This is a genomic window from Escherichia sp. KTE96 (assembly GCF_000408525.1).
In the GTDB taxonomy this organism is placed as follows: domain Bacteria; phylum Pseudomonadota; class Gammaproteobacteria; order Enterobacterales; family Enterobacteriaceae; genus Escherichia; species Escherichia marmotae.
Map to the genome: position 1 here is coordinate 287,259 of NZ_KE137149.1, position 25,698 is coordinate 312,956.

27 protein-coding genes and 1 pseudogene are annotated in these 25,698 nt (G+C 50.7%); 14 read left to right on the plus strand and 14 right to left on the minus strand.

Going from position 1 to position 25,698, the window contains the following annotated elements; all coding sequences use genetic code 11:
• Nucleotides 1-2: 2 nt before the first annotated feature.
• Genes hemX through hemC form a run of 3 tightly spaced genes read right to left on the minus strand, consistent with a single transcriptional unit; the run spans nt 3 to nt 2,920 of the window.
• Nucleotides 3-1,220 carry a uroporphyrinogen-III C-methyltransferase gene (gene hemX / locus A1WG_RS12890; protein WP_016242556.1) on the minus strand — a complete coding sequence of 406 codons (1,218 nt, stop codon included), beginning with the start codon at nt 1,218-1,220 and terminating at the stop codon, nt 3-5.
• Nucleotides 1,221-1,241: 21 nt separating this feature from the next.
• Nucleotides 1,242-1,982, minus strand: a complete 741-nt coding sequence (hemD, locus tag A1WG_RS12885; RefSeq protein WP_001517391.1) for a uroporphyrinogen-III synthase — start codon at nt 1,980-1,982, stop codon at nt 1,242-1,244.
• The gene (hemC, locus tag A1WG_RS12880; RefSeq protein WP_010377386.1) at nt 1,979-2,920 is read right to left on the minus strand and encodes a hydroxymethylbilane synthase; all 942 of its coding nucleotides are present in this window, start codon (nt 2,918-2,920) and stop codon (nt 1,979-1,981) included. Before hemC ends, hemD begins: the two co-directional genes overlap by 4 nt.
• 385 nt (nt 2,921-3,305) lie before the next feature.
• Between hemC and cyaA the strand changes: the two genes are divergently transcribed.
• Nucleotides 3,306-5,852: a class I adenylate cyclase gene (gene cyaA / locus A1WG_RS12875; RefSeq protein WP_001517390.1), complete on the plus strand. Its 2,547-nt coding sequence runs from the start codon at nt 3,306-3,308 to the stop codon at nt 5,850-5,852.
• A 100-nt stretch (nt 5,853-5,952) separates the two neighbouring features.
• Entirely contained in the window at nt 5,953-6,321 is a 369-nt protein-coding gene (locus A1WG_RS12870; RefSeq protein ID WP_001517389.1) for a hypothetical protein, read from the plus strand.
• A 107-nt stretch (nt 6,322-6,428) separates the two neighbouring features.
• Here A1WG_RS12870 and cyaY read toward each other — a convergent pair whose 3' ends face one another.
• The 5 genes and pseudogenes from cyaY to A1WG_RS12850 form a co-directional block, all read right to left on the minus strand.
• Entirely contained in the window at nt 6,429-6,749 is a 321-nt protein-coding gene (gene cyaY / locus A1WG_RS12865) for an iron donor protein CyaY (protein ID WP_001517388.1), read from the minus strand.
• Between the two features lie 82 nt (nt 6,750-6,831).
• Entirely contained in the window at nt 6,832-7,257 is a 426-nt protein-coding gene (locus A1WG_RS12860; RefSeq protein ID WP_001517387.1) for a hypothetical protein, read from the minus strand.
• Nucleotides 7,245-8,605, minus strand: a pseudogene (locus A1WG_RS12855) (DKNYY family protein). Before A1WG_RS12855 ends, A1WG_RS12860 begins: the two are co-directional and overlap by 13 nt.
• Before the next feature lie 172 nt (nt 8,606-8,777).
• Nucleotides 8,778-8,906, minus strand: a complete 129-nt coding sequence (locus tag A1WG_RS25090) for a hypothetical protein (RefSeq protein WP_001517385.1) — start codon at nt 8,904-8,906, stop codon at nt 8,778-8,780.
• A 40-nt stretch (nt 8,907-8,946) separates the two neighbouring features.
• Entirely contained in the window at nt 8,947-9,501 is a 555-nt protein-coding gene (locus A1WG_RS12850) for a DUF3304 domain-containing protein (protein WP_001517384.1), read from the minus strand.
• 349 nt (nt 9,502-9,850) lie between these two features.
• Here A1WG_RS12850 and lptM point away from each other — a divergent pair, with 349 nt between their 5' ends.
• The 6 genes from lptM (at nt 9,851) to uvrD (ending at nt 15,473) form a co-directional block, all read left to right on the plus strand.
• Complete coding sequence (lptM, locus tag A1WG_RS12845; RefSeq protein ID WP_000799886.1) at nt 9,851-10,054, plus strand: LPS translocon maturation chaperone LptM; 204 nt, start codon at nt 9,851-9,853, stop codon at nt 10,052-10,054.
• Between the two features lie 36 nt (nt 10,055-10,090).
• A complete protein-coding gene (gene dapF, locus A1WG_RS12840; RefSeq protein ID WP_001160644.1) occupies nt 10,091-10,915 on the plus strand; it encodes a diaminopimelate epimerase in 825 nt (274 codons plus the stop codon).
• Nucleotides 10,912-11,619: a DUF484 domain-containing protein gene (locus A1WG_RS12835; protein ID WP_001517383.1), complete on the plus strand. Its 708-nt coding sequence runs from the start codon at nt 10,912-10,914 to the stop codon at nt 11,617-11,619. Before dapF ends, A1WG_RS12835 begins: the two co-directional genes overlap by 4 nt.
• On the plus strand, nt 11,616-12,512 hold the full coding sequence (gene xerC / locus A1WG_RS12830) for a tyrosine recombinase XerC (protein WP_000566225.1): 897 nt from the start codon (nt 11,616-11,618) through the stop codon (nt 12,510-12,512). Before A1WG_RS12835 ends, xerC begins: the two co-directional genes overlap by 4 nt.
• The gene (yigB, locus tag A1WG_RS12825) at nt 12,512-13,228 is read left to right on the plus strand and encodes a 5-amino-6-(5-phospho-D-ribitylamino)uracil phosphatase YigB (RefSeq protein ID WP_001213593.1); all 717 of its coding nucleotides are present in this window, start codon (nt 12,512-12,514) and stop codon (nt 13,226-13,228) included. The genes xerC and yigB overlap by 1 nt, the downstream gene beginning before the upstream one ends.
• Before the next feature lie 82 nt (nt 13,229-13,310).
• The gene (gene uvrD / locus A1WG_RS12820; RefSeq protein ID WP_001517382.1) at nt 13,311-15,473 is read left to right on the plus strand and encodes a DNA helicase II; all 2,163 of its coding nucleotides are present in this window, start codon (nt 13,311-13,313) and stop codon (nt 15,471-15,473) included.
• Between the two features lie 156 nt (nt 15,474-15,629).
• Here uvrD and A1WG_RS12815 read toward each other — a convergent pair whose 3' ends face one another.
• The gene (locus A1WG_RS12815; protein WP_225996928.1) at nt 15,630-16,364 is read right to left on the minus strand and encodes a phosphodiester glycosidase family protein; all 735 of its coding nucleotides are present in this window, start codon (nt 16,362-16,364) and stop codon (nt 15,630-15,632) included.
• Nucleotides 16,365-16,555: 191 nt separating this feature from the next.
• Between A1WG_RS12815 and ysgD the strand changes: the two genes are divergently transcribed.
• Together ysgD and corA are read left to right on the plus strand one after the other, a co-directional pair.
• Nucleotides 16,556-16,612 (plus strand): protein YsgD, encoded by a 57-nt coding sequence (gene ysgD / locus A1WG_RS24955; protein ID WP_211180520.1) that lies wholly within the window; start codon nt 16,556-16,558, stop codon nt 16,610-16,612.
• Between the two features lie 151 nt (nt 16,613-16,763).
• Nucleotides 16,764-17,714: a magnesium/cobalt transporter CorA gene (gene corA, locus A1WG_RS12805; protein WP_000947160.1), complete on the plus strand. Its 951-nt coding sequence runs from the start codon at nt 16,764-16,766 to the stop codon at nt 17,712-17,714.
• A 42-nt stretch (nt 17,715-17,756) separates the two neighbouring features.
• Here corA and A1WG_RS12800 read toward each other — a convergent pair whose 3' ends face one another.
• From A1WG_RS12800 to yigI, 4 genes are all read right to left on the minus strand, one after another.
• Nucleotides 17,757-18,137: a DUF2628 domain-containing protein gene (locus A1WG_RS12800; protein WP_000032592.1), complete on the minus strand. Its 381-nt coding sequence runs from the start codon at nt 18,135-18,137 to the stop codon at nt 17,757-17,759.
• A gap of 14 nt (nt 18,138-18,151) precedes the next feature.
• Nucleotides 18,152-18,532: a hypothetical protein gene (locus A1WG_RS12795; protein ID WP_001517380.1), complete on the minus strand. Its 381-nt coding sequence runs from the start codon at nt 18,530-18,532 to the stop codon at nt 18,152-18,154.
• 94 nt (nt 18,533-18,626) lie between these two features.
• The gene (gene rarD / locus A1WG_RS12790; RefSeq protein WP_001517379.1) at nt 18,627-19,517 is read right to left on the minus strand and encodes an EamA family transporter RarD; all 891 of its coding nucleotides are present in this window, start codon (nt 19,515-19,517) and stop codon (nt 18,627-18,629) included.
• Between the two features lie 217 nt (nt 19,518-19,734).
• The gene (yigI, locus tag A1WG_RS12785; RefSeq protein ID WP_001277134.1) at nt 19,735-20,202 is read right to left on the minus strand and encodes an acyl-CoA thioesterase YigI; all 468 of its coding nucleotides are present in this window, start codon (nt 20,200-20,202) and stop codon (nt 19,735-19,737) included.
• A 165-nt stretch (nt 20,203-20,367) separates the two neighbouring features.
• On the opposite strand from yigI, the gene pldA reads away from it, so the two are divergent.
• The 3 genes from pldA to rhtC all read left to right on the plus strand — a co-directional run bounded on the left by pldA (nt 20,368) and on the right by rhtC (nt 23,882).
• Complete coding sequence (pldA, locus tag A1WG_RS12780) at nt 20,368-21,237, plus strand: phospholipase A (protein ID WP_001259597.1); 870 nt, start codon at nt 20,368-20,370, stop codon at nt 21,235-21,237.
• Nucleotides 21,238-21,368: 131 nt separating this feature from the next.
• Entirely contained in the window at nt 21,369-23,198 is a 1,830-nt protein-coding gene (gene recQ / locus A1WG_RS12775; RefSeq protein WP_024191924.1) for an ATP-dependent DNA helicase RecQ, read from the plus strand.
• Between the two features lie 63 nt (nt 23,199-23,261).
• A complete protein-coding gene (rhtC, locus tag A1WG_RS12770) occupies nt 23,262-23,882 on the plus strand; it encodes a threonine export protein RhtC (RefSeq protein ID WP_000928833.1) in 621 nt (206 codons plus the stop codon).
• A 59-nt stretch (nt 23,883-23,941) separates the two neighbouring features.
• On the opposite strand, the gene rhtB is transcribed toward rhtC, so the two are convergent.
• The gene (gene rhtB, locus A1WG_RS12765) at nt 23,942-24,562 is read right to left on the minus strand and encodes a homoserine/homoserine lactone efflux protein (RefSeq protein ID WP_000142511.1); all 621 of its coding nucleotides are present in this window, start codon (nt 24,560-24,562) and stop codon (nt 23,942-23,944) included.
• A gap of 110 nt (nt 24,563-24,672) precedes the next feature.
• Between rhtB and pldB the strand changes: the two genes are divergently transcribed.
• Nucleotides 24,673-25,689, plus strand: coding sequence for a lysophospholipase L2 (gene pldB, locus A1WG_RS12760; protein WP_001517377.1), 1,017 nt, complete (start codon nt 24,673-24,675; stop codon nt 25,687-25,689).
• Nucleotides 25,690-25,698: the final 9 nt, after the last annotated feature.

Here is a 25,698-nt window from a genome sequence, read left to right on the forward strand (position 1 = left end):
GGTTATTCTCCTTGCGGCGCGGCTGCCGGAGTATCAGCTTGCGGTGCAGGTGCAGGTGCAGGTGCAGGTGCAGGTGCAGGTGCAGGTGCAGATTTAGCTTCCGTTGCTGGTGCTACAGGCTGCGCCAACAGATTACGCACGCGGGTTTGCATCAGCTTTTCCAGCATTGCCTGGCTTTGCAGGGTTTCCGGGAGATCCATCGAAATATTCTGCTGACTTAGCTGATCCACTTCGTCGAGAAACGCTTTGGTAGTGGCATCGTCAGTGTCGTAATAAGCACGTACCCAGGTAGAGACGTTTTCCAGCGCCTGGCGGTAGGTTTCTTCCTGATGACGCGGTACAGCTTGTGCTGCGACCAGCAGACGGGAACGAATATTTTCGCGCAGGTAGATATCTTGATTCGGCGCTAACAGGGGTACGGCGGTGTCATCACGACGCCGAATCGTAATGAAGTTATCCATAAAGTTCTGCCAGCTCTTTTGCAGATTGATACGCCATTCGCTGATGGAGCTGGAAAGCTCTTCACCATTGGAATCCATTGGTGAACCGTCACTGTCATTGTCGGCCAGACGCAGGTTATCTACCTGATTAGAAAGTTGATTCAACTTGAGGATGATACCGTCATAATCGACCAGTGATACCGCAGAAAGGCTGGCGATGTCATCGGTAATTGCCCGGCGAACGGTAATAAGACTTGGGTCATTCATATCGGCCAGGCTGGCATCTGCGCTTTTCAGTAGCGCAGCGGCGGTGGTGACGTCCTGATCGCTCCACAGCTTACGTCCGGCGAGCTTCACCAGAAAATCTGCCTGCGCCAGCAGCCAGGTTTTAGCATCGCTTCCGGAAATGGTGGCGACCTTTTGTTGAACTTCATCCAGTTGTTTTGCTAACGCTTCTTGCTGACGGTTTGCCTGCTCTAACTGCGTAGCCTGTTGTTTGATGATACCTTCCAGTTCTGCTTTTTGGCTCTCCTGGGCTTTTTGTAGCGCAGTGAGCTGGTTAGCGAGGACATCGCTGGTGGCCGTCTGATTGACGGCCTGTTGTTTACCCCAGCCATACAAACCGACACCTGCAGCCAGAGCAATAGCGATAGCCACCGCACTTAAAATCAGAGCAGTACTGTTATTACTCTTTTTTTCTACTGTGACAGATTGTGGCGTGGTGTCCACGGCCTCCCTGGTCTCTTCAACCACGGCGGAGGTTTTTTCTTGTTCCGTCATTATGGCTTCCTGTTATGAGAGTTATTGTAATGCCCGTAAAAGCGCATCGTTGTCAGCGTTATCAGCGACCTGAATGTCTTGCCAACCCAGTTCCCGGGCGAGTTTCGCCAGACGCTCGCTGACGACCAGTAGTCGACAGCGTAGTAACCAGTGCTCACGATACCATCGTGGAATCAGCGACCAGAGCTGTTGCAACATTTCACCGCTGGTAACAACGACCGTTGTCACTTCGCGGGACTGCCAGCGCATCGCTTCTTCTGCACCATCGTAATGAATGGCGCATCGTTGATAACATTCGCAAAAAGTAACTTCAGCCTCGCGTGCCGTCAGGGTTTCCCCAATCAGCTCACGACCGCCGTTGCCACGTAAAATTAGCGCACGTTTTCCCACAATATTTTGTAATTCAGGTAATTGTAGCAAGACTTCGCTGATTTCCCGATCATGCGGATAACGAACTTCATGTCCGCTCACGGTATGCAGCACCAGCGCCGTGGTACGGCCAATAGCGAAATAAGTGGGTAGGGTGGGCCACTTAAGACCTTGCTGATGTAGCTGTGACTGGGCAAAAGCAACGGCATGTTGCGAAAGGGCAAACAACAGATCGCCTTCGCTCAGCTCCGCCAGCCGGTCGGCAAGTTGTGGCAATTGCCGACCAGGGGAAAACTCAATCAGCGGAAAATGCCAGGCCACCTGCCCCAGTGTGCGCAGACGGCTCACTAACTCTTCTCCAGCGGGAGACGGGCGGGTGACCAGGATACTCATGCCGGAGCGTCTCCGTTATAGACTTCAGCAAGGATTTCACGTGCGCCGTTATTCAATAGCTCTTCTGCCAGCGAAATGCCCATTTGCCCGGCATCTTGCGGCGCACCACGGCGTTCACCGCGAATAATCTGCGAACCGTCCGGTGCGCCGACCAGTGCACGCAGCCAGATTTCGCCATCAATAAGTTCGGCGTAGCTACCAATCGGCACCTGGCAACCGCCTTCAAGACGGGTATTCATGGCGCGTTCGGCGGTGACGCGCAGTGCAGTTTCGTGGTGATTGAGCGCGGCAAGAAGCTCGCGGGTGCGCGTATCATCAAGGCGGCATTCAATGCCCACCGCACCTTGTCCTACAGCCGGAAGAGAAACTTCTGGCGGCAGCGCGGCGCGAATGCGTGACTCCAGCCCTAAACGTTTTAAGCCAGCCACGGCAAGAATAATGGCATCGTATTCGCCATTATCCAGTTTACTCAGACGAGTACCGACATTGCCGCGCAGAGAACGGATAATGAGATCCGGACGGCGTTCAGCCAGTTGGCACTGACGGCGTAAGCTGGAAGTTCCGACGATGCTGCCCGCAGGTAACGCATCCAGACTGTCATAGTTATTGGAGACAAAGGCATCGCGAGGATCTTCACGCTCGCAAATGGTGACCAGCCCCAGACCTTGCGGAAATTCAACCGGCACATCTTTCATTGAATGTACGGCGATATCGGCACGGTTTTCCAGGAGCGCGACTTCCAGCTCTTTCACAAATAAGCCTTTTCCGCCTACCTTCGCCAGCGGCGTATCAAGAATCACATCGCCGCGCGTCACCATCGGCACCAGTTCAACCACCAGCCCTGGATGGCTCGCCATCAACTTGTCTTTGACATAATGTGCCTGCCAGAGTGCAAGTGGGCTTTGGCGTGTGGCAATTCTTAAAACATTGTCTAACATGCTTGTTACCGTCATTATCATCCATGGTCCATCCTAACATCCTTGCCGGAGCGATGTCAGTGTTGTGGTGAAACGTAGATGCCTGAGCAAAACGTAAAATATAGCCAGGCGGTGGATCCTGACAGGCGCTTCAAGCCGTCGTAATAAGGAATTTACAGAGAATAAACAGTGCTACACTTGTATGTAGCGCATCTTTCTTTACGGTCAACCAGCAAGGTGTTAAATTGATCACGTTTTAGACCATTTTTTCGTCGTGAAACTAAAAAAACCAGGCGCGGAAAGTGGTACGGTTACCTTTGACATACGAAATATCCCGAATGCCGCGTGTTTCCGTTGATGTTGCCGGAATCACAGACATGACGGGTAGCAAATCAGGCGATACGTCTTGTACCTCTATATTGAGACTCTGAAACAGAGACTGGATGCCATAAATCAATTGCGCGTGGATCGCGCGCTTGCTGCTATGGGGCCTGCATTCCAACAGGTCTACAGTCTGCTGCCGACATTGTTGCACTATCACCATCCGCTAATGCCGGGTTACCTTGATGGTAACGTTCCCAAGGGCATTTGCCTTTATACGCCTGATGAAACCCAACGCCACTACCTGAACGAACTGGAACTGTATCGTGGAATGTCAGTACAGGACCCGCCAAAAGGTGAGCTTCCAATTACTGGCGTATACACAATGGGCAGCACCTCGTCCATAGGGCAAAGTTGTTCCTCTGATCTGGATATCTGGGTCTGCCATCAATCGTGGCTGGATAGCGAAGAGCGTCAGTTACTGCAACGTAAATGCAGCTTGCTGGAAAGCTGGGCCGCCTCATTGGGGGTGGAAGTTAGCTTCTTCCTGATTGATGAAAACCGTTTCCGCCACAACGAAAGTGGCAGTCTGGGGGGCGAAGATTGTGGCTCCACCCAGCATATACTGCTACTTGATGAATTTTACCGTACCGCCGTGCGTCTCGCCGGTAAGCGTATTCTGTGGAATATGGTGCCGTGCGACGAAGAAGAGCATTACGATGATTATGTAATGACGCTTTACGCGCAGGGCGTACTGACGCCAAATGAATGGCTGGATCTCGGTGGTTTAAGCTCGCTTTCTGCTGAAGAGTACTTCGGTGCCAGCCTTTGGCAGCTCTACAAAAGTATCGACTCCCCGTACAAAGCGGTACTGAAAACACTGCTGCTGGAAGCCTATTCCTGGGAATACCCTAATCCACGCCTGCTGGCGAAAGATATCAAACAGCGTTTGCACGACGGCGAGATAGTGTCATTTGGCCTCGATCCGTACTGCATGATGCTGGAGCGCGTTACCGAATATTTGACGGCGATTGAAGATTTCACCCGTCTGGATTTGGTGCGCCGCTGCTTTTATTTAAAAGTGTGCGAAAAATTAAGCCGCGAACGCGCCTGCGTGGGCTGGCGTCGTGAAGTGTTAAGCCAACTGGTGAAAGAGTGGAGTTGGGACGAATCTCGCCTGACGATGCTGGATAACCGCGCTAACTGGAAGATTGATCAGGTGCGTGAAGCGCACAACGAACTGCTCGATGCGATGATGCAGAGTTACCGTAATCTGATCCGCTTTGCGCGTCGCAATAACCTTAGCGTTTCTGCCAGCCCGCAGGATATCGGTGTGCTGACGCGTAAACTGTACGCTGCGTTTGAAGCATTACCGGGGAAAGTGACGCTGGTAAACCCGCAGATTTCACCAGATCTTTCCGAGCCAAATCTGACCTTTATTTATGTACCGCCGGGGCGTGCTAATCGCTCTGGCTGGTATTTGTATAACCGTGCGCCGACAATTGAGTCGATCATCAGCCATCAACCGCTGGAATATAACCGTTACCTGAACAAATTGGTGGCGTGGGCATGGTTTAACGGACTGCTGACCTCGCGCACCCGTTTGTACATTAAAGGCAACGGCATTGTCGATCTGCCTAAGCTGCAAGAGATGGTGGCTGATGTGTCGCACCATTTCCCGTTGCGCTTACCTGCGCCGACACCGAAAGCGCTCTACAGTCCTTGTGAGATCCGCCATCTGGCGATTATCGTCAACCTGGAATATGACCCGACGACAGCGTTTCGTAATCAGGTAGTACATTTCGATTTCCGTAAGCTGGACGTCTTCAGCTTTGGCGAAGAGCAAAAATGTCTGGTGGGTAGTGTTGACCTGCTGTATCGCAACTCATGGAATGAAGTGCGCACGCTGCATTTCAACGGCGAGCAGTCGATGATTGAAGCCCTGAAAACCATCCTCGGCAAAATGCATCAGGACGCTGCACCCCCTGATAGCGTGGAAGTGTTCTGTTATAGCCAGCATTTGCGCGGATTAATCCGTACTCGCGTGCAGCAACTGGTTTCTGAGTGCATTGAACTGCGTCTTTCCAGCACTCGCCAGGAAACCGGGCGCTTTAAAGCGTTGCGCGTTTCTGGCCAGACCTGGGGTTTGTTCTTCGAACGCCTGAATGTATCGGTACAGAAACTGGAAAATGCCATCGAGTTTTATGGCGCGATCTCGCATAACAAACTGCATGGTTTGTCAGTGCAGGTTGAGACTAATCACGTTAAATTACCGGCGGTGGTGGACGGCTTCGCCAGCGAAGGGATCATCCAGTTCTTCTTCGAAGAAACACACGATGAGAACGGCTTTAATATCTACATTCTCGACGAAAGTAACCGCGTTGAGGTGTATCATCACTGCGAGGGTAGCAAAGAGGAGTTGGTGCGTGATGTCAGTCGCTTCTACTCGTCATCGCACGATCGTTTCACTTACGGCTCCAGTTTCATCAACTTTAACCTGCCGCAGTTTTACCAGATTGTGAAGGTCGATGGTCGCGAACAGGTCATTCCGTTCCGTACCAAATCTATCGGTAACATGCCGCCTGCTAATCAGGACAACGACACGCCGCTGTTACAGCAGTATTTTTCGTGATGAGCGTGCCGGATAATTCAATTTCCGCCTCTGACTTCACGCTGATTTCATTTTCCCTCACTAAAGTTGCTCCCTGAAATTACATCAGGGAGAGGACATTATGCACAGTGACTGGGGAATGACGAGCCTGTCTATTATTTGGGGTGTCATAGAGGCGCTGCTCAGCGTCATCTTTATGTTTAGTTACCCAATATTTCGTAAGTTATGGGCGGGTTGTTTGTTATCGCTCGTAGCGAGTGGAGTAAGTATTCTGGTATGGCGAGAGTCTTATTATGAACGATGGGGTGATGGCGGTAAGTACGGTGTTGAGTGCCCCGACGTGCTGATTTCCTGTGATAACTACCACGTTTTGTATGAATTGAGTTGGTGGTTATATGGAGCAGGTTTTCTTTTTTTTATAGTGGCTCTTGTTGGGGGGGGATTTTCGCGGTGGCGAGTGGTTATTCCAGATGGCGAAGCTGATGTATAGCGGCAAACTCCCTATATGATCCGCTAAATGCGCTTTTCACCCAACTCTATAATTTTGCAGGATTTGTAGGCCGGATAAGGCGTTTACGCCGCATCCGGCAAAGAATTTTAGCGGAAGCTCACCGCTTCTCCTGCCTGCTGCGTCGCGGCCTGTTCCAGCAAATCCCAGAAGGTTTCGCCGCTACGGTCGCAAATCCACTCATCGCCTTTCAGGTCAAAATGGTAGCCGCCCTGTTTGGTTGCCAGCCACACCTGGTGCAGCGGTTCCTGGCGGTTGATAATGATTTTGCTGCCGTTTTCAAAGGTAATGGTCAGCACGCCGCCGTTGATTTCGCAGTCGATATCGCTGTCGCCATCCCAGTCGTCCAGGCGTTCTTCAATGGTCAGCCACAGTTGATCTGCCAGGCGATGAAATTCACTGTCGTTCATTGTTGTATCCTGTTTTTAAGTGATGGCGGCAGTATAAGTTGTTTCGTCTAACAGTGAAATCAACATGGTTCGGCTATAAAACTTAACCTTCATACCTCGTCCCATTCCAACGCAAGATTGTATCCTCGTCGCATAACAGGTCGTGTAGGCCATGATTCTTTTCTTTCATCAGGCTAATTTTGCTACAAAAATAATCAATGTTAATTCTGGAGTTATCTGGGGTCATAATACTGCAAGCCATAGTTGGTGCGTCACTCGCGGTATATCCACAATCATCTTTCCCGCAGGCAGCGGGAGGCGTGGAAGGTGAATACGTGCAGTTAAGCGTTTCGGAAATGCCATCATCATTAATGTCGAGGGGACGGCTAATCTCATCGCTGTCAGTGCTTAATGTCGTTGCATCCAGGATGACGTTTAGTTTTTGTATCTTGCTTGTGGCCGCGTAATTGAAGCTGCTTGCGGCCATTATGCTTAGAGCTATGCCAATCCGTAAGGCTATTTTTTGCATCCTGGTTCCTCTGTAATAATCATAATGTCGTTGTTATGAATTTCACGGACATTCTCTTCTCTGACGCGTGTTTTCGCCGGGCAGGGGGAGGGTGTAATCCTTACCTCTGTATCGGTCCATGTATAAACATTGCGATCGTCATAAGCAAAGCGATCGTTTTTAGTTAGCGGACCGTTAACTGGAATAATTTGCACGCTTTTTGACCGTAATTGGCGGATAAAATAAGCATGTTGTTTGCCGCTATTAAATGAGCGATCAATGACCAGGTCTGGCGTATCCAGCGGGATTATCTCAAGCTGGTCTTCACCAAATGTCGATAATTTTGTTACATACAGCCGATCTTTATACTGCGCAATATTGCCAGTAATCAGATGAAATTGTTCAGGTTCAATACCTGGTAGGTCTATCCACTGGCTCCACTGACGGTCGGGCGTGAGCTGTTTACGCCAGCGAACGCGACTTTCCCCTACTTCAAAAGAGACGTCATCATCTACGGGTATTGCCTTGCCTGATAATTGACCAAAGGGATAACGATGCAAACCATTGTTGTCGCGAAAAACCAGCAGTGAATGAGGTATCCAGCGAATTATCTCAAATGAGTCTGCATTCGCTGCAAGGCGAACACCATTTAAATAAATGTTCTGCCCACTGCGGATAAGCAGATCATTGGAATACATTTCTCTGTTTACACCCATAAGACGTGGATTAATACCCCACCATCTTTTTTCTAATACAGTAACATCACTGCTGCTTCCCTGACGTCGACCAGACAAATAGAGATTTTTACTATCCACCAACGTGGTAGTGTTACCTTCGATAGATTTTAGCGTCGCCAGATCAACACGTGACGCGCCGCTATTACTTTCGGTGCGTTGTCCGTCAAAATAGAGGCTATATTTATCGACCGCAAAGCGGCCCATGCCTGAAATGACGAGATATCGACTGGCGGCGTGCCTGGAGGGTTTTGCACCACCTCACCAGCGTAGAGAATAGCGCGACCATCGCTATAGTAAGAGTAATGGGGAAATGTTGCGTTTACGCCGCTGTAGACAACGTCTGTCGTGAGATCGGTTGCCGGGGGCACCGTTTCCCAATCTTCCAGTTTTGTTGGGTCAATTAACAAATTCGGTAACAGATGCAGACGCTTGTAGTTAATCTGCGGTAGCGAAAGATTGGTCTTTTCATAAGGGCGCAGGTACACCACGCCTTTTCCCTGTTTCTGGTAAATATTATGTTCCGGCTCATCAAGCCGACATCCCCATGCTGATGATAAGAACAACGAACAAGACAACAAACAAACCACATTGCGATAGTGCATAAAGCCATCCTGGCGCGAGGTGCCGATCACGAAACCACCAGCAGAACATAATTCCCCGCACGTAAGCGTAACTTTTGCGGCAAATCGTCACTTTTCAGAATCCATAAAGGCCATTGCTATTTTCTGATAGTTGTTGGGGTAAAGGTGATGTTTTCACTCACGATATAAACACCATCCCGGAACTGCCTCATAGTACGGCTAATCACATTAAAATATTCCGGATTGACGCCGGGAAGGGTTTCAACATGCGACTCTGCCCACCGTTACCTACTTTGTTGTCTTCCGCGAGTTGTGCCCGAATTCCACCACCGGTATCTAACATTCCCCACATTATTACGTCTCCTGCTGAACGTGATTTTTACAGAAATCTATCAATTCATTTTCCCTGTGCCATAAAGTTTATCTTTCACATCCTGCCGAACGCGGGTTTTGTACCCCCCGTTGTGAAGATCTTCATACGGAGAAAAAGAATCTTTACTCCACCCCAGCAACACTTTATCGCCAGGCATAAAATGCACGTGCAGATAATTTTCTCCCCATTCTCTTTTTGGGAGAGGCAAAGTCTTGTTACGTTTCTCCAGACGCATTCCAGCATTATACTGTGTACGAGTAGTACTTAATGTCCAGATAACCTCTGCCGTATCCCCACTGACATCACCACAACAGGTTGTTGAACCTCCACCATTCGCAAAAGCATTCGCGCCCGCCACGCCGTTAACACTGAATCCCAGTATCGGACGGTCAATTTCACTGTGGATTTCCAGAATCACTCCACCTCTTGGACCTCCCCATACTGCCTGCCCTATATTCCACAACACGACCAGTACTGGCACGGCGATCAGCATCCGCCACACCCAGCGCCCCCAGCGGGCATAACCGCGCGTAAGCTTTTGGTCAAATTTTTCCAGTCGGGTAAATAGCCCCATCAGATTTTATTCCCTCTTATCACCTGGTTGGCAACGTTGTATGTCACTGGCGACTAAGGTCAGACAACGAAATTTCATGTTTCGCCACTCTCTCAAAAGCCCCATGCCGATGATAAGAACAGCGAACAAGACAACAAACAAACCACATTGCGATAGTGCATAAAGCCATCCTGGCGCGAGGTGTCGATCACGAAACCACCAGCAAAACATAAATCCCTGCGTGTAAGCGTTATACTCGCAGCAATTCCTCACTTTTCAGACTTCATAAAGAGTCGCTAAACGCTTGCTTTTACGTCTTCTCCTGCGATGATAGAAAGCAGAAAGCGATGAACTTTACAGGCAATCCATAATGAAAAACGTGTTTAAGGCACTCACTGTATTACTGACTCTTTTCAGCCTGACGGGCTGCGGTCTGAAAGGTCCGCTCTATTTCCCGCCCGCAGATAAAAACGCGCCGCCGCCGACCAAACCGGTAGATACGCAAACGCAATCCACGTTGCCGGATAAAAACGACCGCGCCACTGGCGATGGCCCATCTCAGGTGAATTACTAAAAGTCAGTTTCTGTACCCGCGTGAATGGAGTAGATAATGCAGTTCTCGAAAATGCATGGCCTTGGCAACGATTTTATGGTCGTCGACGCGGTAACGCAGAATGTCTTTTTTTCACCGGATCTGATTCGTCGTCTGGCGGATCGGCACCTGGGTGTGGGTTTTGATCAGCTATTGGTGGTCGAGCCGCCTTACGATCCAGAACTCGATTTCCACTATCGTATTTTTAATGCTGACGGTAGTGAAGTGGCGCAGTGCGGCAACGGCGCACGCTGCTTTGCCCGCTTTGTACGCCTGAAAGGGCTGACCAATAAGCGCGATATTCGCGTTAGCACCGCCAATGGTCGGATGGTGCTGACCGTCACCGATGATGATCTGGTGCGGGTAAATATGGGCGAACCAAATTTCGAACCTTCCGCCGTGCCGTTTCGCGCCAACAAAGCGGAAAAGACCTATATTATGCGCGCCGCCGAGCAGACAATCTTATGCGGCGTGGTGTCAATGGGTAATCCACACTGCGTGATTCAGGTCGATGATGTCGATACTGCGGCGGTAGAAACACTAGGCCCTGTTCTGGAAAACCACGAACGCTTCCCGGAACGTGCCAATATCGGTTTTATGCAAGTGGTTAAGCGCGAGCATATTCGTTTACGAGTCTATGAACGTGGGGCAGGAGAAACTCAGGCCTGTGGCAGCGGCGCGTGTGCGGCAGTAGCGGTAGGGATTCAGCAAGGTTTGCTGGCCGAAGAAGTACGTGTGGAACTCCCTGGCGGTCGCCTTGATATCGCCTGGAAAGGTCCGGGTCATCCGTTATATATGACGGGTCCGGCAGTACATGTTTACGACGGATTTATTCATCTATGAAGCAACCAGGGGAAGAACTACAGGAAACACTCACGGAGCTTGATGACCGAGCGGTTGTCGATTATCTGATTAAAAATCCTGAGTTTTTTATCCGCAATGCGCACGCAGTAGAGGCAATTCGGGTGCCGCATCCGGTACGTGGCACCGTTTCGCTCGTCGAATGGCATATGGCCCGCGCGCGTAACCATATTCATGTTCTGGAAGAGAATATGGCGCTGTTGATGGAACAGGCTACCGCCAACGAAGGCCTGTTTTATCGCTTACTTTATCTGCAGCGCACTCTCACTGCTGCCAGCAGTCTCGACGATATGCTAATGCGCTTTCACCGTTGGGCACGCGATCTCGGTCTGGCGGGCGCGAGTCTGCGTCTGTTCCCGGATCGCTGGCGTTTAGGCGCGCCGTCGAACTATACCTATCTGGCATTGAGTCGTCAGGCTTTTGAACCACTGCGTATTCAGCGTCTGGGGCAGGAACAGCATTATCTGGGGCCGCTTAACGGGCCTGAACTGCTGGTGGTGCTGCCGGAAGCGAAAGCGGTGGGATCAGTAGCGATGTCGATGTTGGGAAGTGATGCTGATTTAGGTGTCGTACTGTTCACCAGCCGGGATGCCAGTCACTATCAACAAGGGCAAGGAACGCAGTTACTCCATGAAATTGCGCTGATGATGCCGGAGCTTCTGGAGCGTTGGATTGAACGCGTATGATCGATTTACATACCGATGTGGAACGCTATCTACGCTATCTGAGCGTGGAGCGTCAACTTAGCCCGATAACTCTGCTTAACTACCGACGCCAGCTTGAGGCGATCATCAATTTTGCCAGTGAAAACGACCTGCAAAGCTGGCAACAATGTGATGTGACGATGGTGCGTAATTTTGCTGTACGCAGTCGTCGTAAAGGGCTGGGAGCAGCAAGCCTCGCATTACGCCTCTCTGCGCTACGTAGCTTTTTTGACTGGCTGGTCAGCCAGAACGAACTCAAAGCCAACCCGGCGAAAGGTGTTTCGGCACCGAAAGCGGCACGCCATCTGCCAAAAAATATCGATGTCGATGATATGAATCGGCTGCTGGATATCGATATCAATGATCCCCTCGCCGTGCGCGACCGGGCAATGCTGGAAGTGATGTACGGTGCAGGCCTGCGTCTTTCCGAACTGGTGGGGCTGGACATCAAACACCTCGACCTGGAGTCCGGTGAAGTATGGGTGATGGGTAAAGGCAGCAAAGAACGTCGTTTGCCGATTGGTCGCAACGCGGTGGCGTGGATTGAGCACTGGCTTGATTTGCGTGACCTGTTTGGTTGCGAAGACGATGCGCTTTTCCTGTCGAAACAGGGGAAACGCATATCCGCGCGTAATGTGCAAAAACGCTTTGCCGAATGGGGCATAAAACAAGGGCTGAATAATCACGTTCACCCGCATAAATTACGTCACTCGTTCGCCACGCATATGCTGGAGTCGAGCGGCGATCTTCGTGGTGTGCAGGAGCTGCTGGGCCATGCCAACCTCTCCACCACGCAAATCTATACTCATCTTGATTTTCAACACCTTGCCTCGGTGTACGATGCGGCGCATCCACGCGCTAAACGGGGGAAATAATGCGTTTTTACCGGCCTTTGGGGCGCATCTCGGCGCTCACTTTTGACCTGGATGATACCCTTTACGATAACCGTCCGGTGATCCAACGTACCGAGCAAGAAGCACTTATCTTTGTGCAAAATTATCATCCGGCGCTGCGTAGCTTCCAGAATGAAGATCTGCAACGTCTGCGCCAGGCGGTACGGGAAGCGGAACCAGAGATTTATCATGATGTGACGCGCTGGCGTTTTCGTTCTATCGAACAAGCCATGCTCGACGCCGGGCTGAGTGCCGAAGAGGCCAGTGCAGGCGCACACGCGGCGATGATCAACTTTGCTAAATGGCGCAGCCGTATTGATGTGCCGCAGCAAACTCACGACACCTTAAAACAACTGGCGAAGAAATGGCCGCTGGTGGCGATCACCAACGGTAACGCCCAGCCTGAATTGTTTGGCCTGGGCGATTACTTTGAGTTCGTGCTGCGTGCTGGCCCGCACGGGCGCTCGAAACCGTTCAGCGATATGTACTTTCTGGCGGCAGAAAAACTCAATGTGCCGATCGGTGAGATCCTGCATGTTGGCGATGATCTCACCACCGACGTTGGTGGGGCAATTCGCAGCGGAATGCAGGCGTGCTGGATCAAACCGGAAAATGGCGATCTGATGCAAACCTGGGACAGCCGTTTACTGCCGCATCTGGAAATTTCCCGGTTGGCATCTCTGACCTCGCTGATATAATCAGCAACTCTGTATATATACCCAGCTTTTTGGCGGAGGGCGTTGCGCTTCTCCGCCCCAACATTTTTACGCGGCGGTGCCAATGGACGTTTCTTACCTGCTCGAAAGCCTTAATGACAAACAGCGCGAAGCGGTGGCCGCGCCACGCAGCAATCTTCTGGTGCTGGCGGGCGCGGGCAGTGGTAAGACGCGCGTTCTGGTGCATCGTATTGCGTGGCTGATGAGCGTGGAAAACTGCTCGCCGTACTCGATTATGGCGGTGACGTTTACCAACAAAGCGGCGGCGGAAATGCGCCATCGCATCGGGCAATTGATGGGCACCAGCCAGGGCGGCATGTGGGTTGGCACCTTCCACGGGCTGGCGCACCGCCTGCTGCGTGCGCACCATATGGACGCTAACCTACCGCAGGATTTCCAGATCCTCGATAGCGAAGACCAACTGCGCCTGCTCAAGCGTTTGATCAAAGCGATGAACCTCGACGAGAAGCAGTGGCCGCCGCGCCAGGCAATGTGGTACATCAACAGCCAGAAAGATGAAGGCCTGCGGCCGCATCATATTCAGAGCTACGGTAACCCGGTAGAGCAAACCTGGCAGAAGGTTTATCAGGCGTATCAGGAAGCGTGTGACCGCGCGGGCCTGGTGGACTTCGCTGAACTGCTGCTGCGCGCCCACGAACTGTGGCTTAACAAGCCGCATATCCTTCAGCACTACCGCGAACGTTTTACCAATATCCTTGTGGACGAATTCCAGGATACCAACAACATTCAGTACGCGTGGATCCGCCTGCTGGCGGGTGATACCGGCAAAGTGATGATCGTCGGTGATGATGACCAGTCAATTTATGGCTGGCGCGGTGCGCAGGTCGAGAATATTCAGCGTTTCCTCAATGATTTCCCTGGTGCCGAAACTATTCGTCTGGAGCAGAACTATCGCTCCACCAGTAACATTCTGAGCGCCGCCAACGCCCTGATTGAAAACAACAATGGACGCTTAGGTAAAAAATTGTGGACCGATGGCGCGGACGGTGAGCCGATTTCCCTTTATTGTGCCTTTAACGAACTCGACGAAGCGCGTTTTGTGGTTAACCGCATCAAAACCTGGCAGGACAATGGCGGGGCGCTCGCTGAGTGCGCCATTCTCTACCGTAGCAACGCCCAGTCGCGTGTGCTGGAAGAAGCCTTATTGCAGGCCAGTATGCCGTACCGTATTTATGGCGGTATGCGCTTCTTCGAACGCCAGGAAATCAAAGATGCGCTCTCGTATCTGCGCCTGATTGCCAACCGTAACGATGACGCGGCATTTGAGCGCGTGGTGAATACGCCAACGCGGGGTATTGGTGATCGGACGCTGGACGTAGTTCGCCAGACATCGCGCGATCGCCAGCTAACTCTCTGGCAGGCGTGTCGTGAACTGTTACAGGAAAAAGCCCTCGCTGGGCGCGCTGCCAGCGCCTTGCAACGGTTTATGGAACTGATTGACGCCTTAGCGCAAGAAACTGCCGATATGCCGCTGCATGTACAGACTGACCGGGTAATTAAAGACTCTGGCCTGCGTACCATGTATGAACAGGAGAAAGGCGAAAAAGGCCAGACGCGTATTGAAAACTTAGAGGAACTGGTGACAGCAACGCGCCAGTTCAGCTACAACGAAGAAGATGAAGATTTAATGCCGCTGCAGGCTTTCCTCTCGCATGCGGCACTGGAAGCGGGTGAAGGGCAGGCGGATACCTGGCAGGATGCGGTGCAGTTGATGACTTTGCACTCAGCGAAAGGGCTGGAGTTCCCGCAGGTATTTATCGTCGGTATGGAAGAGGGAATGTTCCCCAGCCAGATGTCGCTGGATGAAGGTGGGCGTCTGGAAGAAGAACGTCGTCTGGCCTACGTTGGGGTAACCCGTGCGATGCAGAAACTGACGCTGACCTATGCGGAAACTCGCCGTCTGTATGGCAAAGAGGTTTACCATCGCCCGTCGCGCTTTATTGGTGAGCTGCCGGAAGAATGTGTGGAAGAGGTGCGATTACGCGCTACGGTGAGTCGTCCGGTCAGTCATCAGCGTATGGGTACGCCACTGGCTGAGAACGACAGCGGTTACAAACTCGGCCAGCGTGTGCGCCATGCCAAGTTTGGTGAAGGGACTATCGTCAATATGGAAGGCAGCGGCGAGCATAGCCGCCTGCAGGTGGCGTTCCAGGGCCAGGGTATTAAATGGCTGGTGGCGGCTTACGCCCGGCTGGAGACGGTGTAATTTACGATTCCGTTGCCGGATGCGGTGCTGCGCACCTTATCCGGCCTACAAAATCATGCAGATTCAATAAATTGCAACGTCATGTAGGCCGGATAAGGCGTTTACGCCGCATCCGGCATCTGCACCATATTCAGTATCTGACATAAAACTATCGTTCTAACTTTTCCGCTCGACGGAAATCATGGTGACGAAGGGATAACGTTGCCAGGGGATCGCGCCGCCTTTCACATACATATGTGAGATAGTGCCATCAAGATAAAGCAACTGCCCGACATCCAGTTTCGCTTTGGCATAGCAGGCAAAATCATAAAAGTTTGTCGCCTGCTGACTGAGCAAAAATACTGCGTTACCTTGTTTATTAATCCCTACACCGTTACGGATTTTGCGCGACGCGACGTTGGGGTGAATACGCGAATTTATCACGCCATTCTCCAGCAACATCGGCCCCGACTGCACCGCAAACTGAATATCTTTACTGGCTTTAAATGCCTGCAGCGGAACGATAGCGGCTTTATCTCCCGCAACATAAAACACACCGCCAGGACGAATAAAGAAATTACCTTCCCCCGAGGCGAGATTTAACGCTACCTTCTGTTGACCGTTTTCGATGTACAAACCGAGAGGCGCATAACCTTCATCATAAATACCTCCGTTCATCACCATCTGCACTTGCCCCAGGCTGTCAACATCAGCCAGCAGCGCATGAAATGTTCCCCACGCTTCGCCATTAGTTTTTTGCCAGTACATTTTCACCCGTTCTGTCTGGGGATTGACGGTATACGCTTGTACGGTCAGCGTCGGATCGGAGAGCGTGCAGTCATCAGCGGCAACAGCAAACAAGGGGAGTAAGGTGAGAGTGAGAAAAATCCGTTTGAGATTCAAGGTGATCATTCCTTTACCAATGAGTAGTCAATGCGCCATTATAGGTTCTGGATGTGGGATTTTTTTATCCTGTTAATGACCTTGACGAGTACCGAAAAGCGCGAAGTTCAACTATTGTTCTGTGGTGTTCCGTTGCGTGTTGACGGCAAAATTTTGCTGGCGTAACATGCGCGCACGATCACTCTAAGAGGACATTCGCCTTGGACACACCCAGTAGATACTGGCTCACTATCCTGTCATCCAGGATCAACTCCTAAGGCTATCCCCTTTTGCTGATAGCCTTAGCGGTTGTCAGCGACCTCAATTTTTCCCGTCGCGCTGAGTCAGGCTGTTTAATGGTCTGAAACCCAATATGTTTCTGTGTGCCCACCGAACTGTCCGATATTTTAAGCATTGGGAGTCCCGGTCATGCTGAGCGCATTTCAACTGGAAAATAACCGACTGACCCGGCTGGAAGTCGAAGAGTCACAACCCCTTGTCAATGCAGTATGGATTGATCTTGTCGAACCGGATGACGACGAGCGACTGCGCGTACAATCTGAACTTGGCCAGAGCCTGGCAACTCGCCCGGAACTGGAAGACATCGAAGCATCGGCACGTTTCTTTGAAGACGATGACGGCCTGCATATTCACTCCTTCTTCTTCTTTGAAGATGCGGAAGATCACGCCGGTAACTCCACCGTGGCATTTACCATCCGTGATGGCCGCCTGTTTACCCTGCGTGAGCGTGAGTTGCCTGCATTCCGTCTGTATCGTATGCGCGCCCGTAGCCAGTCGATGGTTGACGGTAACGCCTACGAGTTACTGCTGGATTTGTTCGAAACTAAAATTGAACAGTTGGCAGATGAAATTGAAAACATCTACAGCGATCTGGAGCAACTGAGCCGGGTGATTATGGAAGGGCGTCAGGGCGATGAGTACGACGAGGCGCTCTCCACGTTGGCAGAACTGGAAGATATCGGTTGGAAAGTTCGCCTGTGTCTGATGGATACCCAGCGTGCGCTCAACTTCCTGGTGCGCAAAGCGCGCTTACCGGGTGGGCAACTGGAGCAGGCGCGCGAGATCCTGCGAGATATCGAATCCCTGTTGCCACATAACGAGTCTCTGTTCCAGAAGGTGAACTTCCTGATGCAGGCGGCGATGGGCTTTATCAACATCGAGCAGAACCGCATCATCAAGATCTTCTCGGTGGTATCCGTTGTGTTCCTGCCGCCGACGCTGGTCGCTTCCAGCTACGGGATGAACTTCGAGTTTATGCCGGAACTGAAGTGGACTTTCGGCTACCCGGGCGCAATTATCTTTATGATCCTCGCGGGCCTGGCGCCGTATCTGTACTTTAAGCGGAAGAACTGGTTGTAAAAAACGAGAATGGTGGTTTAGCCAGGCTAAGCCACCGGTCATTCAAAGGCTCCAGGTATTTAATCCTTTTACCTCTTTCTCATAGAACCATTTATTCGTGTTAACAGCAACATAGGCTACTACAACAATTCCCAGAATGTTAACGCCAATTAATGCACCGACAAATAGAGATAAAATGCCAAGTAATAGAACTATAATCGCTTTTTTCCATAACCCGAGAACAAATAAATATATCCAGGAAAAGAAGAAAGCAATAAAATTCATTTGAATAGTTAATCGTTGTCTTATTTTTAATTCTTTATATGCTGTTTTATATTCAGGTGTTGCTCCCCAGAATCCAGGAAAACCATGTTTTTCATAAAAATTAAATCGAAATTTCCATTTTTCAGTTAATGAACCATCGTTCATATATTCCTTACTCATAAATACTCCCTTAACTATTGTTTTGATGAATCAGTAGGTGCAAGCATTAGCATACTGAAAGTGGAAAAGTAGCAAATTAAGAAAATCATCGAACCAGTGCCTGAACAGTCAAAATGTTCGGCAATCATTGTGATGAAAGAGACGATATAGACTGCTAATGTACCAAAAATATAAGTTTTTATATACGTGAACCCACTATCACGGAGTCGTTGGCAACTCATGTTGATGACGAGATAATGGAGTAAGAGAGTAGAGGCTATAACAAGAAAATTTGCTTCCACATTTGCAAAGAAGACAATAAGGAAGGTGCAAATTAGGTTTGTCAAAGTAAATGACAATATATAATGGCGTCTTGAAATCCTACCATCAGATGTTGGAATAAATACACGTAACATTAATTTTACATCCTTGTCTTAATCTCCTGCCAGCATGACAATATGCCCACTCTCGTGCAAGAGCAGGCATATTTTTTCAGAATATATTTATTTTTTATTTGGTCGTTCTACGCTGCGTATAAATCGCATCCATTACAAAAATCGCCAGTGCCACCCAAATAAAGGCAAATGTCACCATTTTATCGGCACCCGGTTTTTCACCATAAAACGTTACTGCCAGCAGGAACATTAGCGTCGGGCCAATATACTGGAAAAAGCCCAGAGTGGAGAGACGCAGGCGCGTGGCGGCGGCAGTAAAGCACAACAGCGGAACGGTGGTGACAACTCCAGCAGCGATCAGCAGTAAATTCAGCGACATTGGGTTTTGCACCATATGGCTGGTAGAACTGTCAGCAATAGCAAACAGATAAATCGCCGCCACGGGCAGCAGCCACATGGTTTCGATTAACATGCCAGTTTGTGCTTCTACCGCTATCTTCTTACGCACCAGACCATAGAAGGCAAAGCTAAATGCCAGACCCAGCGCGATGATTGGCAGCGAACCAAAAGTCCAGAGCTGGACCAGCACACCACACACCGCCAGAATTACCGCCAGCCACTGCATCCGGCGGAACCGCTCACCGAGGAAAATCATTCCCAGCACAATGTTCACCAACGGGTTAATAAAGTAACCGAGACTCGCCTCCAGCATATGGTGATTGTTCACTGCCCAGATAAACAGTAGCCAGTTGCCACCAATCAGCACAGCAGAGACTGCCAGCATAAAGATTTTCTGTGGCGTCTGAATCAGGGTTTTTAAATAGGACCACTGGCGGCTGATGCTCATCAGCACCACCATAAAGAAAAACGACCAGATTACACGATGCGTCAGGATCTCATCAGCAGGTACGTAATAAATCAGCTTGAAGTACGCAGGAGCAATACCCCAAATAAAATAAGCGGCAAGAGCGAGTAATACGCCCTGCCGCGTTTGTTTGGTATCCATTGGAAAAACTCATTTTTAATTGTTAACGGCAGCTTACCTGCTCAGATTGCTGACAAAGTGCGCTTTGCCCATGCTGGATGCGGTGTTAACGCCTTATCTGGCCTACAAAATCATGCAAATTCAATATATTGCATTTCTCTGGTAGGCCTGATAAGCGTAGCGCATCAGGCAATTTGCGTTTGTTATCAGTCTCAGCAGTTTACCTGCTTTTAGATTTTCAACCCACCATATAGGTGGCGGTAGCACTGGCAATATAAAGTTGTTCTTCATTGTGCAGTTCAACGCGGGCGACGGCGACTTTATTACCCGCACGTAACAGGCTGCTGGTGGCTGTAAAACGCTCGCCTCTGCCTGGGCGCAGATAATCGACGCGAAGATCAATGGTTCCCATCCGCGATAACCGCTGGCGCAGTTCATCTTCACTGATGGTTTCGTGGCGGGTTAAGGTACTACCTACACATACCAGGCCAGCGGCGACATCCAGCGCCGACGCAATCACCCCGCCGTGCAAAATGCTTTGTGCCCAGTTACCAACCATCATTGGCTGATTGTTAAAGGCCAGTTGCGCAAATTCTTTCTCGTAACGCTCCAGTTCCATCCCCAATGCCCGATTAAACGGCATGTGATAAACAAACATCTCACCCACTAATTTCAGGGCTTTTTCGGCAGTCAGTACGGCAGACATATCATCCTTACACTTCAGTGGTTAATGAAATGTTGATTTTATGCTTCTTTGTTGTTGGTTTCTACTTTAGGAAGGGATAACTAACGGCAATTGAGTTAAGTATGTAAAATAGCCCGCAGAAAAAATATTCATCTAATCAATAATTCGTTACGGAGAACACGATCGATGCGGACTCTACTGGGCTGCTTGTTGCCGGTGTGTATGCTGCCGATAGTGGCAAATGCGCAAGAGGCAACGGTGAAAGATGTGCATGATGCGCCTGCAGTACGTGGCAGCATTATCGCCAATATGTTGCAGGAGCATGATAATCCTTTCACCCTTTATCCTTATGACACCAACTACATCATCTATACCCAGACCAGCGATCTGAATAAAGAAGCGATTGCCAGTTACGACTGGGCAGAAAACGCGCGTAAGGATGAAGTGAAATTCCAGTTGAGTCTGGCGTTTCCGCTGTGGCGGGGGATTTTGGGGCCAAACTCTGTACTGGGCGCTTCCTACACCCAGAAATCCTGGTGGCAGCTTTCTAATAGCGAAGAGTCATCGCCGTTTCGTGAAACCAACTATGAACCGCAATTGTTCCTCGGTTTTGCTACCGATTACCGTTTTGCAGGCTGGACACTGCGCGATGTGGAGATGGGCTACAACCATGACTCGAACGGGCGTTCTGACCCGACGTCCCGTAGCTGGAACCGCCTTTATACCCGCCTGATGGCAGAAAACGGTAACTGGCTGGTAGAAGTGAAGCCGTGGTATGTGGTGGGTAATACGGACGATAACCCGGATATCACCAAATATATGGGTTACTACCAGCTTAAAATCGGCTATCACCTCGGTGATGCGGTATTGAGCGCGAAAGGGCAGTATAACTGGAACACCGGTTACGGCGGCGCAGAGTTAGGCTTAAGTTACCCAATCACCAAACATGTGCGTCTTTATACTCAGGTCTACAGCGGTTACGGCGAATCACTTATCGACTATAACTTTAACCAGACCCGCGTCGGTGTGGGGGTTATGCTAAACGACCTGTTCTAATGCGAGTTGAGCGGCAGGCAAAACTGGAATCTTACTTCCAACGTTATCCATCCTGGCGCTAAAAGCATTGCAGTTTCTCGCTCAGGCGCTGAAAATAGCGCCTGTTTTTATTTCAGGCAATCGGGGTGAATGTGGCGCAGGCGGAAGTGTTGAATCTGGAGTCCGGAGCTAAACAGGTTTTACAAGAAACCTTTGGCTACCAACAGTTTCGCCCAGGCCAGGAAGAAATTATCGACACCGTACTTTCCGGTCGCGATTGCCTCGTCGTTATGCCAACCGGCGGCGGCAAATCTCTGTGTTATCAAATTCCTGCGTTGTTATTGAACGGCCTGACCGTTGTTGTTTCACCACTGATTTCGTTGATGAAAGACCAGGTGGATCAACTGCAAGCCAACGGTGTGGCGGCGGCGTGCCTTAACTCAACGCAAACCCGCGAGCAGCAGCTTGAAGTGATGACTGGCTGCCGTACCGGGCAAATTCGCCTGCTGTATATCGCACCAGAACGCCTGATGCTGGATAACTTCCTTGAGCATCTGGCGCACTGGAATCCTGTCTTATTAGCCGTTGATGAAGCGCACTGTATTTCCCAATGGGGACACGATTTCCGCCCGGAATATGCCGCGCTTGGTCAACTGCGCCAGCGTTTCCCGATGCTGCCATTTATGGCGCTGACAGCCACCGCCGACGACACCACGCGACAAGATATTGTGCGCCTGCTCGGGTTGAACGATCCGCTGATTCAAATCAGCAGTTTTGACCGCCCGAATATTCGCTACATGTTGATGGAGAAGTTCAAACCACTCGATCAACTGATGCGTTACGTGCAGGAACAGCGGGGTAAGTCCGGCATTATTTACTGTAACAGTCGGGCGAAAGTGGAAGACACCGCCGCGCGTCTGCAAAGCAAGGGGATTAGCGCAGCAGCGTATCACGCCGGACTGGAAAACGATGTCCGCGCCGATGTGCAGGAGAAATTCCAGCGCGATGATCTGCAAATTGTCGTGGCGACCGTGGCGTTTGGCATGGGCATCAACAAGCCTAACGTTCGCTTCGTGGTGCATTTTGATATTCCGCGCAACATTGAATCCTATTATCAGGAAACCGGTCGCGCCGGGCGTGATGGCCTGCCAGCGGAAGCGATGCTGTTTTACGATCCGGCCGATATGGCGTGGCTGCGTCGTTGTCTGGAAGAAAAGCCACAAGGGCAGTTGCAGGATATCGAGCGCCATAAACTCAATGCGATGGGCGCATTTGCCGAAGCGCAAACCTGTCGCCGTCTGGTGTTGCTGAACTATTTTGGCGAAGGTCGTCAGGAGCCGTGCGGTAACTGCGATATCTGCCTCGATCCGCCGAAACAATACGACGGTTCAACCGATGCGCAGATTGCGCTTTCCACCATTGGCCGGGTGAATCAGCGTTTTGGTATGGGCTATGTGGTGGAAGTGATTCGCGGTGCCAATAACCAGCGTATCCGCGACTACGGTCACGACAAACTGAAAGTCTATGGCATGGGGCGTGAGAAAAGCCATGAGCACTGGGTGAGCGTAATTCGCCAACTGATTCACCTCGGTCTGGTGACACAAAACATCGCCCAGCATTCTGCCCTACAACTGACAGAAGCCGCGCGCCCGGTGCTGCGTGGCGAATCCCCTCTGCAACTCGCCGTGCCGCGTATTGTGGCGCTTAAACCGAAGGTGATGCAGAAATCATTCGGCGGCAATTATGACCGCAAGCTGTTCGCTAAATTACGCAAACTGCGGAAGTCTATTGCTGATGAAAGCAATGTTCCGCCATATGTCGTGTTTAACGATGCAACGCTGATTGAGATGGCAGAGCAGATGCCGATCACCGCCAGCGAAATGTTGAGCGTTAACGGTGTCGGGATGCGTAAGCTGGAACGCTTTGGCAAACCGTTTATGACGCTGATCCGCGCGCATGTCGACGGCGACGACGAAGAGTAGTCATCGGCATAAAAAAGTGCCAGGATGAATATTCCGTAAACGTTTTCCCCACGAGTCAAATGTATGTTGATGTTATTCCTCACCGTTGCCATGGTGCATATTGTGGCGCTTATGAGTCCCGGTCCCGATTTCTTTTTTGTCTCTCAGACAGCCGTTAGTCGTTCCCGTAAAGAAGCGATGATGGGCGTGTTGGGTATTACCTGTGGTGTAATGGTTTGGGCAGGGATCGCGCTGCTTGGCTTGCATCTGATTATCGAAAAAATGGCCTGGCTGCATACGCTGATTATGGTTGGCGGTGGGCTGTATCTCTGCTGGATGGGTTACCAGATGCTGCGCGGCGCACTGAAAAAAGAGACGGTTTCCGCGCCTGCACCACAGGTGGAACTGGCGAAAAGTGGACGCAGTTTCCTGAAAGGTTTGCTGACGAATCTCGCCAATCCTAAAGCGATTATCTACTTTGGTTCGGTGTTCTCGCTGTTTGTCGGTGATAACGTCGGCACCACCGCTCGTTGGGGCATTTTCGCGCTGATCATTATCGAAACGCTGGCGTGGTTTACCGTCGTTGCCAGCCTGTTTGCTTTGCCGAAGATGCGCCGTGGTTATCAGCGCCTGTCGAAGTGGATCGATGGTTTTGCCGGAGCGTTATTTGCCGGATTTGGCATACATTTGATTATTTCGCGTTGATACCTGACGCGTCATCAGAGTAAGTCGGATAAGGCGTTTCGCCGTATCCGACATGATTTTCAGGCATGTCTGGCCGATGCCAACAGTGCTCCCACCAGCATAAACAACGAGCCGAAAATCTTATTCAACGCCTTCATTTGTTTTGGCCCTTTAATCCAGAGTGCAATCCGTTGGGCGAGGGTGGCGTAACCGATCATCACAATAATATCGACCACAATGGTGGTGACGCCGAGCACGATATACTGCATCAGTTGTGGCTGCTGGGGCATGATGAATTGTGGAAATAGCGCCGCCAGAAACACAATACTTTTGGGATTAGTAAGATTCACAAACACGGCTCGCTGAAACAGATGACGGCGAGATTGGGTTGGGGACAGCGACTTGAGGTCGATAGCTCCGGCGGCGCGCCATTGCTGAATTCCCAGCCAAATCAGGTAGGCGGCACCTGCCCATTTTAATATTTCAAAAGCAATAACCGAGCGTGAAAATAGCGTACCCAAACCCACACCAACCAATACAATATGAATCGCCAGTCCGGTTTGCAGTCCAGCGATAGACGCTAACGCACCGCGATAACCGTGGTTAAGTGAGGTCGTCATGGTGTTGATTGCGCCAGAGCCTGGCGAGAGGCTTAAAATGATCGATGTCAGCAAGTAGGCGAACCACCATTCAAAGGTCATGGGAATCTCCCGGATAGTCTATTTTTGTGCCACAATACGCTACTGTCGCGGCGTTGTGTCAGACACGCTTAAAAAAACGATTTTACGTGGTTTAAGAGGCAGATTACCCGATGTTTCAGCAGCAAAAAGACTGGGAAACAAGAGAAAAAGCGTTTGCTGCTTTTACGATGGGGCCACTGACTGACTTCTGGCGTCAGCGGGACGAGGCAGAGTTTATTGGCGTGGATGATATTCCGGTGCGCTATGTCCGTTTTTGCGCTCCGCAACATGACCGGGTAGTCGTCGTTTGTCCGGGGCGCATTGAGAGCTATGTAAAGTATGCCGAACTAGCCTATGACCTGTTCCATCTGGGGTTTGATGTGTTAATCATCGACCATCGAGGGCAGGGACGCTCCGGTCGTCTGTTAGCCGATCCGCATCTCGGACACGTGAACCAGTTTAATGATTATGTCGATGACCTGGCGGCATTCTGGCAACAAGAGATCCAGCCAGGCCCGTGGCGTAAACGCTATATACTGGCACATTCGATGGGCGGCGCGATCTCCACATTATTTCTGCAACGCCATCCAGGTGTATGTGACGCCATTGCGCTAACTGCACCAATGTTCGGTATTGTGATTCGTATGCCGTCATTTATGGCGCGGAAAATCCTTAACTGGGCTGAAGCGCACCCACGTTTTCGTGATGGCTATGCAATAGGCACCGGTCGCTGGCGCGCGCTGCCGTTTGCCATCAATGTACTGACCCACAGCAGACAGCGATATCGACGTAATTTACGCTTCTATGCTGATGATCCAACGATTCGCGTCGGTGGGCCGACCTACCATTGGGTACGCGAAAGTATTCTGGCTGGCGAACAGGTGTTAGCCGGTGCGGGTGATGACGCCACACCAACGCTTCTCTTGCAGGCCGAAGAAGAACGTGTGGTAGATAACCGTATGCACGACCGTTTTTGTGAACTCCGCGCCGCAGCGGGTCATCCTGTAGAAGGGGGGCGACCGCTGGTAATTAAAGGTGCGTACCACGAGATCCTTTTTGAAAAGGACGCAATGCGCTCAGTCGCGCTCCACGCCATCGTCGAATTTTTCGACCGGCATAACACATCCAGCGGAAGTCGCTCGTTATAGAGGTTTAAA